The organism is Streptomyces sp. WAC05292 (genome assembly GCF_003949955.1).
Taxonomy (GTDB): Bacteria; Actinomycetota; Actinomycetes; order Streptomycetales; family Streptomycetaceae; genus Streptomyces; species Streptomyces globosus.
Map to the genome: position 1 here is coordinate 1 of NZ_RPSE01000229.1, position 9864 is coordinate 9864.

7 protein-coding genes and 2 pseudogenes are annotated in these 9864 nt (G+C 74.3%); 5 read left to right on the top strand and 4 right to left on the bottom strand.

Annotated features, from left to right (window positions below; genetic code table 11):
* Positions 1-46: 46 nt before the first annotated feature.
* Positions 47-1486 carry an NADP-dependent phosphogluconate dehydrogenase gene (gndA, locus tag EF903_RS21590; protein ID WP_125545624.1) on the bottom strand — a complete coding sequence of 480 codons (1440 nt, stop codon included), beginning with the start codon at positions 1484-1486 and terminating at the stop codon, positions 47-49.
* Positions 1487-1673: 187 nt separating this feature from the next.
* Between gndA and EF903_RS21595 the strand changes: the two genes are divergently transcribed.
* Positions 1674-2996, top strand: a complete 1323-nt coding sequence (locus tag EF903_RS21595) for a transglycosylase family protein (RefSeq protein ID WP_125545626.1) — start codon at positions 1674-1676, stop codon at positions 2994-2996.
* A gap of 96 nt (positions 2997-3092) precedes the next feature.
* Here EF903_RS21595 and EF903_RS21600 read toward each other — a convergent pair.
* A pseudogene (locus EF903_RS21600) lies at positions 3093-3896 on the bottom strand (DMT family transporter); the annotation flags it as partial.
* A 206-nt stretch (positions 3897-4102) separates the two neighbouring features.
* Between EF903_RS21600 and EF903_RS21605 the strand changes: the two are divergent.
* From EF903_RS21605 to EF903_RS21610, 3 genes are all read left to right on the top strand, one after another.
* The gene (locus tag EF903_RS21605; RefSeq protein ID WP_125545628.1) at positions 4103-5590 is read left to right on the top strand and encodes an SDR family NAD(P)-dependent oxidoreductase; all 1488 of its coding nucleotides are present in this window, start codon (positions 4103-4105) and stop codon (positions 5588-5590) included.
* Positions 5591-5951: 361 nt separating this feature from the next.
* Positions 5952-6125, top strand: coding sequence for a hypothetical protein (locus EF903_RS34210; RefSeq protein ID WP_185902756.1), 174 nt, complete (start codon positions 5952-5954; stop codon positions 6123-6125).
* Positions 6126-6343: 218 nt separating this feature from the next.
* A complete protein-coding gene (locus EF903_RS21610) occupies positions 6344-7324 on the top strand; it encodes an NAD-dependent epimerase/dehydratase family protein (protein ID WP_125545634.1) in 981 nt (326 codons plus the stop codon).
* Here EF903_RS21610 and EF903_RS21615 read toward each other — a convergent pair.
* Positions 7310-8770, bottom strand: coding sequence for a lipase maturation factor family protein (locus EF903_RS21615; protein WP_125545630.1), 1461 nt, complete (start codon positions 8768-8770; stop codon positions 7310-7312). The genes EF903_RS21610 and EF903_RS21615 overlap by 15 nt on opposite strands.
* Positions 8771-8790: 20 nt before the next feature.
* Positions 8791-9324, bottom strand: coding sequence for a DUF1990 family protein (locus EF903_RS21620; RefSeq protein ID WP_125545632.1), 534 nt, complete (start codon positions 9322-9324; stop codon positions 8791-8793).
* 352 nt (positions 9325-9676) lie between these two features.
* On the opposite strand from EF903_RS21620, the pseudogene EF903_RS21625 reads away from it, so the two are divergent.
* Positions 9677-9864, top strand: a pseudogene (locus EF903_RS21625) (hypothetical protein); the annotation flags it as partial.

A 9864-nucleotide genomic window follows, 5' to 3' on the forward strand; every position in this document is an offset into this window, starting at 1 on the left:
GTACGGAAGCCACCGCCTGACATGCGGCCGCCGCGGCGGCCGCATGTCAGGCGGTGGCTTCCGTACGGTCGCCGCTCCAGAGGGTGTGGAACGAGCCCTCGCGGTCCGTGCGCCGGTAGGTGTGCGCACCGAAGAAGTCCCGCTGCCCCTGCGTCAGCGCCGCCGGCAGCCGCTCCGCGCGCAGCGCGTCGTAGTACGCGAGCGACGCCGCGAACGCCGGGACCGGGATGCCGCCGGCCACCGCGGCCGCCACCACCGCACGCCAGTCGTCCTGCGCCGCGCCGATCTCCTGCGCGAACCCGGTGTCGGCGAGCAGGCCCGGCAGGTCCGGCCGGGCGTCGTACGCGGCGCGGATCCGGTCGAGGAACGCCGCCCGGATGATGCAGCCGCCGCGCCACAGCGAGGCCACCGCCCCCAGGTCGATGCCCCAGCCGTACTCCTCGCTGCCCGCCCGGATCTGGTGGAAGCCCTGCGTGTACGAGACGATCTTCGAGGCGTACAGCGCCTGCTCCACCTTCGCGGCGAACGCGTCCGCGGCGTCCCCGGCCAGCGGCTGCGCGGACGGGCCCGCGAGGCCCCGCGAGGCCGCCCGCAGCCCGGCGTGGCCCGAGACGGCGCGGGCGAAGACCGCCTCCGCGATGCCCGACACCGGAACGCCCAGATCCATGGCGGTCTGCACCGTCCAGCGGCCGGTGCCCTTCTGCTCGGCGGCGTCGGCCACCACGTCCACGAACGGCTTGCCGGTGGCCGCGTCGACGTGCGCGAGCACCTCCGCGGTGATCTCGATCAGGTAGGAGTCGAGCCGGCCCCGGTTCCACTCCCGGAACGTCTCCGCGATGCGCGCGGGGGAGTAGCCGGCGACCTCGCGCAGCAGGTGGTAGGCCTCCGCGATCAGCTGCATGTCGGCGTACTCGATGCCGTTGTGCACCATCTTCACGAAGTGCCCGGCGCCGTCGGGGCCCACGTGCGAGGTGCACGGCGTGCCGTCGGCGGCCTTCGCCGCGATCCGCTCCAGCATCGGCCCCAGCGCGTCGTACGACTCCGGCGACCCCCCGGGCATGATGCTCGGCCCGAGCAGCGCGCCCTCCTCGCCGCCCGAGATCCCCACGCCGACGAAGTGGATGCCCCGCTCGCGCAGTTCGCGCTCGCGCCGCCGGGTGTCCTCGAAGTGCGCGTTACCGCCGTCGATGACGACGTCGCCGGGCTCCAGCAGCGGGGCGAACTCGCGGATCACCGCGTCCGTCGGCTCGCCCGCCTTCACCATCACGATCAGGCGGCGCGGCCGCTCCAGCGCGTCGACGAACTCCTTCGCGGACTCGGCCGCGACGAAGTCGCCCTCGTGCCCGAACTCCTCCACCAGGGCACGGGTCTTGGCGGCGGTCCGGTTGTGCACGGCCACGGTGAAACCGTTGCGGGCGAAGTTCCGGGCGAGGTTGCTGCCCATCACCGCGAGCCCGGTGACACCGATCTGGGCGGTGCTGCTCATGCGTGCGCTCCTTGGTGCTTCGATGTGCGGGGATCACCGACGCTACCGCGACGCGGCCCGCGGCGGATCGCCCGCCGCCCGGAACAATGTCAACTTGCCCTGCTGTGCGCCCTGTTGCGCCCCTTGTCACGGCCGTGACCGGACCGTTAGGTTGTGCGGTCACCAATGTCTTCGATGGGGGCTCCCAATGGGTGTACGGGGTCGGCACCGCCGGTACCAGCCGAGCAGCATCAACCGCGCCTCGCTCGCCGTCACGGCGGGCGGCGCCGGCATCGCGCTCCCGCTGATCGGCGCCGGGACCGTCCACGCCGCGTCCGCCGAGACGTGGAGCAAGGTCGCCGACTGCGAGTCCGGCAGCGACTGGCGGATCAACACGGGCAACGGCTACTACGGCGGCCTCCAGTTCAGCCAGACGACGTGGCGCGCCTTCGGCGGCACGCAGTACGCGCCCCGCGCCGACAAGGCGACCCGGGAGCAGCAGATCGCCGTCGCGGAGAAGGTGTTGAAGGGGCAGGGCCCGCAGGCCTGGCCCACGTGCGGGAAGCAGGCGGGCCTCGCCCGCGGCGGCCCCGCCCCCGAGCTCCCGCAGCAGCGCGGGGCGAAGGCCACCGTCCAGGTCGTCAAGGTGCAGGCGCAGCCCGCCGGGAAGGCCGCGGCCCCGCCCGCCGCACCCCGGCCGACCGGGACGTCGGTCCTGCCGAACCCGTACGTCGTGGCCCCCGGCGACTCGCTGTCGTCGATCGCGGTCCGGCAGCACGTCGAGGGCGGCTGGCAGGCCCTGTACGAGACCAACCGCACCACCGTCGGCGCCAACCCGGACCTGATCTTCCCCGGGCAGCGCCTCACCCTGCGCATCACCACCGCCCCGCCCGCGCAGAACCCGGAGAAGCCGCCGCGCACCGCCGAACCGGTCAAGCCGGTCACGCCCGCGGCGCCGCCCGCCGGCGAGCAGGTCGCCAAGCCCGCCGAGAAGCCGGCGCAGAAGCCCGCCGAGAAGCCGGCGGAGCAGCAGGCGGCCAAGCCCGCCGGGAAGGCCGCGCCCAAGCCGGCCCCCGCGCAGAAGCCCGCGGAGAAGCCCGCCTCAGCGCCGAAGCAGCAGACCGGCGGCGGCTACGTCGCCCCCGTCGACGCCTCGGTCGGCACCCGGTACAAGGCCAGCGGTTCCTCCTGGTCCAGCGGCTACCACACGGGCGTCGACTTCCCCGTCGCGACCGGTACGTCCGTCAAGTCCGTCGGCCCCGGCCGCGTCGTCTCCGCCGGCTGGGCCGGGGCGTACGGCTACCAGGTCATCGTCCGGCACACCGACGGCCGGTACTCCCAGTACGCCCACCTGTCGGCCCTCGGCGTGAAGGCCGGGCAGGACGTCTCCGCCGGCCAGCGGATCGGCCGCTCCGGATCGACCGGCAACAGCAGCGGACCCCACCTCCACTTCGAGGTGCGGACCGGCCCCGGCTACGGCTCCGACATCGACCCGCTGAAGTACCTCCGCGCCCACGGGGTCGGCATCTGACGAGGCCGTGGGCGGCGGCGCGGCGGCCGTGAGCACGACCAGGCCGGCCGCCGCCACCGCGGCACCGGCCAGCGCCCCCGCCGTGCCCGCCGCCCCGTACCGGAAGCCCTCGCCGAACAGCGTCAGCCCCACCGCGGCCGCCACCACCGGGTTGACGACGGTCAGCGTGGCCAGCGGCGCGGCCAGCCCCGCGCCGCGGTAGGCGGCCTGCGACAGCAGCAGCCCCCCGCACGCGAGGACCGCGACGGCCGCCGCGTCCGGCCAGCGGCCGCCCGCGGATCCCCGTACGAAGCTTTCGGCGAGCGCCTTCGTGAACACCGACGCCATCCCGAACGCCGTACCCGCCGCCGCGGCCAGCAGCACGCTCCGCAGCACCGGCCGCCGCATCCGGCGCGCGGCCGCGAACAGCACCGACACCGCGGCCGCCGCCACCGCCAGCAGCAGGACCCGCTCCCCGGCCACGGGCAGCCGGTCCGCGCCCCCGTCCGGGTTCCCGCCCGTCAGCGCCAGCAGCCCGGCCAGCCCGGCCGAGGCCAGCACCGCCCCGCGCCACGCGGCCGCACCGGCCCGCCGGCGCACGAACACGGCCGCCATCGGCAGCGCGAACACGATCGTCAGCGCGCCCAGCGGCTGCACCACGCTCAGCGGCCCGAACGCCAGCGCCACCACGTGCAGCACGGCGCCGGCGCCGTTCAGCGCGACGGCCGCCCACCAGTCCGCCCGGCGCAGCGGCGCGCACAGGCGGTCCGGGCCGCCCGCCGCGACCCGCTCCTGCACGATCGCGCCGCCCGCGTACGCCACCGAGGACACCAGGCACAGCAGCAGCGACAGCCCCAGGGCACTCATGCATCCCACAATGCCGGGCCCGCCGCGCCTATTCCTCCCCCTGGAGGACCACATCGACCCTGCTCAGGGCGTACTGCGGAAGGATGAGGCAGCCCTGCCCGCACTCCCCGCGCAGTACGCCTGCGGTGACGGCCCGGACGCGGTGAGTGAGCCACCGCGGCACGGGTTTGGTTCCGGGCCCGCAGCATCCGTACAGTTGCCGTTTTGAGGACTTCCGCAGCAGGCGGATGCGGACGAGTGACCAAGGAACGGCAGCGGCCATGACGGCGACCGAGACCGAGACCGAAGACATCCAGGCGTACGGGCCGGGCATCGACCCCGAGCGCATGGCCGTCTGCCTCAGCGTGCTCGACGAGCTCGACAAGCTCGACATCGACCACCCCGACGCCGTCGCCGTGCGCCGGGCCACCGCCGGGATCTACCGGACGGTGAAGCAGCGCCGGCGCCAGGAGCGCCGCGCCGCCAAGACCGCCAACGACAAGGCCGTCACCGAGGCCACCGCGACGGGCTCGGCGCAGCGCATCGACGACGAGACCGAGGGCATCCTCCCGACCTCCGTCACCGAGGCCGGCCGGATCGCCGGCATACTCCAGCGCCCCCGCTCCTGCTACGTCTGCAAGACGCGGTACGTCGAGGTCGACTACTTCTACCACCAGCTGTGCCAGCCGTGCGCCACCGAGAACCGCACCCGGCGCGAGGCCCGCGCCGACCTCGCGGGCAAGCGCGCGCTGCTCACCGGCGGCCGGGCGAAGATCGGCATGTACATCGCGCTGCGGCTGCTGCGCGACGGCGCCCACACCACGATCACCACGCGCTTCCCGAAGGACGCCATCCGCCGCTTCAAGGCGATGGAGGACTCGGCGGACTGGATGCACCGCCTGGAGGTCGTCGGCATCGACCTCCGCGACCCGGCGCAGGCCGTCGAGCTGGCCGACCGCGTCGCCGACGCCGGACCGCTGGACATCCTGATCAACAACGCGACGCAGACGGTGCGCCGCCTGCCCACCGCTTACGCCGCGCTGGTGGAGGGGGAGGGCGCCCCGCTGCCGGCCGGCGAGCTGCCCGCGCACCACGTCATCGGCGCCTTCAACTCGGGCGCGGTCGACGGCCTGGCGGCGCTGCCCGTCGGCGTGAGCGGCCTGGAGGCGCAGAAGGTCGCGGACCTCGCCCTCGTCGCGGGCAACGCCAGCCTGGAGCGGCACCTGGACGGCACCGCCATCGACGCGGGCGGCCTGCTGCCCGACGTCGTCGAGAGCAACACCTGGGTGCAGACCATCGACCAGATCTCCCCGGTGGAGCTCCTCGAAACCCAGCTGTGCAACTACACCGCGCCGTTCATCCTGATCAGCAAGCTCCGGCCGGTGATGGCCGAGGCCGCCCGCCAGGCCGCGAGCGGGCGGGCGTACATCGTCAACGTCTCCGCGATGGAGGGCGTCTTCAGCCGCGGCTACAAGGGCGCCGGGCACCCGAACACCAATGCCGCCAAGGCGGCGATGAACATGGTGACGCGGACGAGCGGCCAGGAGATGTTCGAGACCGACCGGATCCTCATGACCTCCGTCGACACCGGCTGGATCACGGACGAGCGCCCGCACTTCGACAAGCTGAGGCTGGCCGAGGAGGGCTTCCACGCGCCCCTGGACCTGGTCGACGGCGCGGCCCGCGTCTACGACCCGGTCGTCCGCGGCGAGGCCGGCGAGGACCTGTACGGCGTCTTCCTGAAGGACTACGCGCCCGCCAAGTGGTGAGCGGCGGCCCGCCCGCCTGCCCCGCGACAGCGCCCCGGCCCCTCCTCCCGAGGGGCCGGGGCGCTGTCGTGTTCCCGGTCAGGGGCGACCGCCCCGTGAGGGGCGGGCCGAGTCCGTCCCGAAGGGCAGACCTCGGCGCAAAGGTGACACACAAACCACAGGAACGATCGGATATTCGCGCCATTGGGGTGGATTTTGCCAATCTACCGAGCGGGCGCCTGCTCAGATGTGTAGTCTGAGGGACACGCTAGAGCCCCACCCAGGCCACGCTCCACCATGGCGCCACCGCGTCTTGAAACTCTCCATTCCCCATACCCGATGCGGTTGGCCGCCGGGTCAAGCGACACCGAAGGAGTGCGCGGTGACAGACACGAAGACGAAGTCCGACGAGCTGCTGGAGCGCACGGGGTGGAAGGGCCGCCCCCACAGCGACGAACTGGGCAGCCTCGAGGTCTGGGCCCGCTCGGCCCCGATCCGCCTCGCCGGCTACGAGGACGACCTCGCGGAATCCCACATCCTGCCCGGCATCGACTAGCCCGGCATCGATCCCCACCGCCCCGCCGGCCGCCACGGACACCGCGGCGGCACAGGGGCGGAGCACGGCTCGGCGGGCGGAGGCAGACGTGCCGCCGCCCGGGGCCGGGCAAGCGGAGTTCCCCGTTCGTGTCCGCCCAGGGCGTCATCGCCGAGAGCGATCACGGCTTCCACCACCGCGCCGTCCCCCGGCACGCTGGCGGCATGACGAAACTGCTGATGCTCGGCGGAACCGAGTTCGTCGGACGCGCCCTCACCGACGACGCCCTCGCCCGGGGCTGGGACGTCACGGTCTTCCACCGCGGCCGCCATGCCCCGCCGCACGGCACCCGTGCCGTACACGGCGACCGCACCGCTCCCGACGGCCTCGCCGCCCTCGCCGCTCCCGAAGCGGGCGAGTGGGACCTGGTCGTCGACACCTGGTCCGGCGCCCCCACCGCCGTCCGCGACACCGCACGCCTGCTGCGCGACCGCGCCGGCCACTACACCTACGTCTCCAGCCGCTCGGTCCACTCCTATCCCGGTGACGGGAACGCCGCCGAGGACGCCCCCCTCGTCGGCGGCTCCCCGGACGCGGAATCCACCGCCTACGCCGAGGACAAGCGCGGCGGCGAGATCGCCGCCACCGACGCCTTCGGCGACCGCGCCCTCCTCGTCAGGGCGGGCCTGATCCTCGGTCCGTACGAGAACGTCGGCCGCCTCCCCTGGTGGCTGGACCGCACCGCCCGCGGCGGCCCCACCCTCGCCCCGGGCCCGAAGGACCTGCCGCTGCAGTACATCGACGTACGCGACCTCGCCCGCTGGACCCTCGACGCCGCCGCGGCAGGCCTCGGCGGCCCGTACAACGCGGTCTCGCCCGCCGGGCACGCCACCATGGGTACCTTCCTCGAAGCCTGCACGGCCGCCACCGGCGGGGCCGCCGACCTGCGCTGGACCGAAGCCGCACGGATCCTCGACGCCGGTATCGAGCCCTGGACCGAGCTGCCGGTCTGGCTGCCCGAGGGCGACCTGCACGCCCACATGTTCGGCGCGGACGTCTCCAAGGCGCTCGCCGCCGGCCTGCGGTGCCGTCCCGTCGAGGAGACCGTCGCCGACACCTGGGCCTGGCTCCGGTCCATCGGCGGCACCGCCCCCCTGCGCCCCGACCGCAGCGCCAAGGGCATCAGCCCCGGGAAGGAGGCCGCCCTACTCGGGCTCTGACCGCGCTCCGGCCCCGCCCGAGGCGGACACCACCGAGAGGCGGGTCGGGGGCAGGTACTCCCTGAGCAGGCTTCGATGCCACCACGCCCCCGTCTCGCGCAGCTCCCGCCAGGTGGTGAACCGGTACCGGTAGAGCCGGGCCCGCACGTACACGGGCGGGGCGTCGGGGAAGGGGTTGTGGCGGATCAGCCGCAGCGTGTCCCGGTCGCCCTCCAGCAGCCGCTCCACGAACGGCCCGAACCAGTCCCGGGCGTAGCCGGGGGAGAGCGCCGCGAACCACATGAGCCAGTCCAGCCGCAGGTGGTACGGGGCGAACTGGCGCGGGATCCGGCGCGGATCCCCCGGCTTGCCCTTGAAGCCGTACTCCCGCCACTCCCCGTCCTCCCGCGGCACCGCGTCCGGGGTGCCCTCCACCACGACCTCGTCGCGGACCCGGCTCACCGTGCCGAAGGCCCCGTAGGTGTTCACCAGGTGCAGCGAGTCGAAGGAGCGGTTCATCACCTGCCGCCGCGAGACCATGTTGCGCACCGGATGCCTGCTCAGCACCAGCACCAGCAGCGTCACCGCGCACACCAGCACCGCGAACAACACCGGCGGCGGTGCCGAGGCCGCGGCCGGCGGCGGGCCGGCGACCGGGGTGAAGTCGACCGCCGGCAGCGCGAGGGTGATCGTCAGCCAGTTCAGCCAGGCGAAGTTCCCGGAGAGCACCAGCCACAGCTGCGTCGCCACGATCGCGCAGGCGGCGTACGAGGCGACCGGCTGCGGCGCGAACAGAAGCACGGGCACGACCAGTTGGGTCACGTGGTTGGCGGCGCACTCCACCCGGTGCAGCGGCTTCGGCAGGTGGTGGAAGAACCAGCTCAGCGGACCGGGCATGGGCTGCGTCTCGTGGTGGTGGTAGAGGCAGGTCAGCTTCCGCCAGCAGGCGTCCCCCCGCATCTTGATCAGCCCGGCCCCGAATTCCACCCGGAACGCCGCCCACCGCAGCAGCCACAGCACCAGCACCGGCGGCCCGGTGTCCGCGTTGCCGAGGAACACCGCGAGGAAGCCGGCCTCCAGCAGGAGGGACTCCCAGCCGAAGGAGTACCAGGTCTGGCCCACGTTCACGATCGACAGGTACAGCGCCCACAGCGCCGCCCACATCGCCATCGCCGCACCGAGCGGCACCGCGTCCCCCGCGCCGGCCGCCAGCGCCGCGGCCAGGGCCGCCCCCGTCCAGGCGCAGCCGGCGAAGAGCCGGTCCGTGTAGTGGAGTTGGAACAGGCTCGGGGCGCGTCTGAAGGGCACGAACCGCACGTACCGCGGGATCGGCAGCATGCCGCGGCTCCCGATCAGAGCCCGGAACTGGAGGGCGGCCGTCAGGAAGGCGACGAGGTAGACGACGGCGAGGGCCCGCTGGAAGACCAGCCGGCCCAGCCAGAGGTCGGGCGCCGTGAACCAGTCCATCACCTCCAGTATCGGCCGGTTCAGGCCGCGGCGGCCAGCCTGCGCAGGGCGCGGCCCAGCCGGCGGGCGTAGCGGCGCTGGAGGAGGGGGACCAGCGGGCCGGCGGCCCGCGTGTACCAGCGGGCGGGGCGGCTGAAGGCGGTCACCTCGAACCACACGGTGCCGTCCCGGTCGAGGAGGACCAGGAAGGACTCCTCGCCCTGCTCGGGGTGGCCGGCCAGGGTCCCGTAGGCGAAGCCGGTCCGGGCGGGCTCGTACGCCGTCCAGACGACCTCGCAGGGAACCTCGAACCGCAGCGGGCCCCAGCCGAGCCCGACCGCGACCCGGCTCCCTGGCCGGACGGCGCCGTGGCCGCAGCGGACCGCCACGCCCGCGGCGCGGTGCGCGCCGAACGTCGTGACCGCGGCGCCGGCCGCCTCGAAGACGGCGCGTCCGCGGCCGAGCCGGGTGCGGTGGCGGAGGTGGTCGTACGGCTCGGGCAGGGGCAGCGAGGCGGTGGCGCCCCGCTCCGGGTAGGTGAGCGCGGGGCGGGCCGCCCCGGTGAGTCGGGTCATCGGATCGTCTCCTCCGTCTGCGGCACGGACTGCTCCTGCCCCGGCCGACCGCGGTTCGGCAGCCCCCGGGGAACTCCCCGCGCGGTACGGGACCGGGGAGCGCCGGCGGGCGCCGGGCGGGGCCGTACCGCGCACACCGCGTACCCGCGGGCGCGGACACCCCGCGCTTTGAACGCGTTCAGTTCACGCCACGACCCTACGGGAAGCGCTGAACGCGTTCAAGGGCTGCGCTCCCGGATGCCTCCGCACCGCCCGGGGGAGGCCGTGCCCCCGGCTGCGGGCGCTCCGGTTGCGGGGCCTGCCGGCATACGGCAGACAGGAGGGAGCATCCGGGGCGAAGAGGGAGAAAACCGTGCACGAGTCGACACCCCGTCAGGCGCCGCGCCGTCACACACCGGCCCGCGCAGCCCTCTTGACGCTGCTCAGCCTCGCCGCCGCGGCCTGCGGTGGCGGCGAAGAGCCCCCCGCCCCGGCCGGCCCCGAGAACCAGGAGATCCACCTCCAGCCCGTCGGCTCGGCGGGCCCCGACCCCTTCACCCC

What these genes read in the sequence shown, in the direction of transcription:
- EF903_RS21620 (WP_125545632.1), bottom strand. Translation starts at nt 9,324, where the DNA reads ATGACCCGACTCACCGGGGCGGCCCGCCCCGCGCTCACCTACCCGGAG.
- EF903_RS21610 (WP_125545634.1), top strand. Translation starts at nt 6,344, where the DNA reads ATGCTCGGCGGAACCGAGTTCGTCGGACGCGCCCTCACCGACGACGCC.
- EF903_RS21615 (WP_125545630.1), bottom strand. Translation starts at nt 8,770, where the DNA reads ATGGACTGGTTCACGGCGCCCGACCTCTGGCTGGGCCGGCTGGTCTTC.
- EF903_RS21605 (WP_125545628.1), top strand. Translation starts at nt 4,103, where the DNA reads ATGACGGCGACCGAGACCGAGACCGAAGACATCCAGGCGTACGGGCCG.
- gndA (WP_125545624.1), bottom strand. Translation starts at nt 1,486, where the DNA reads ATGAGCAGCACCGCCCAGATCGGTGTCACCGGGCTCGCGGTGATGGGC.
- EF903_RS21595 (WP_125545626.1), top strand. Translation starts at nt 1,674, where the DNA reads ATGGGTGTACGGGGTCGGCACCGCCGGTACCAGCCGAGCAGCATCAAC.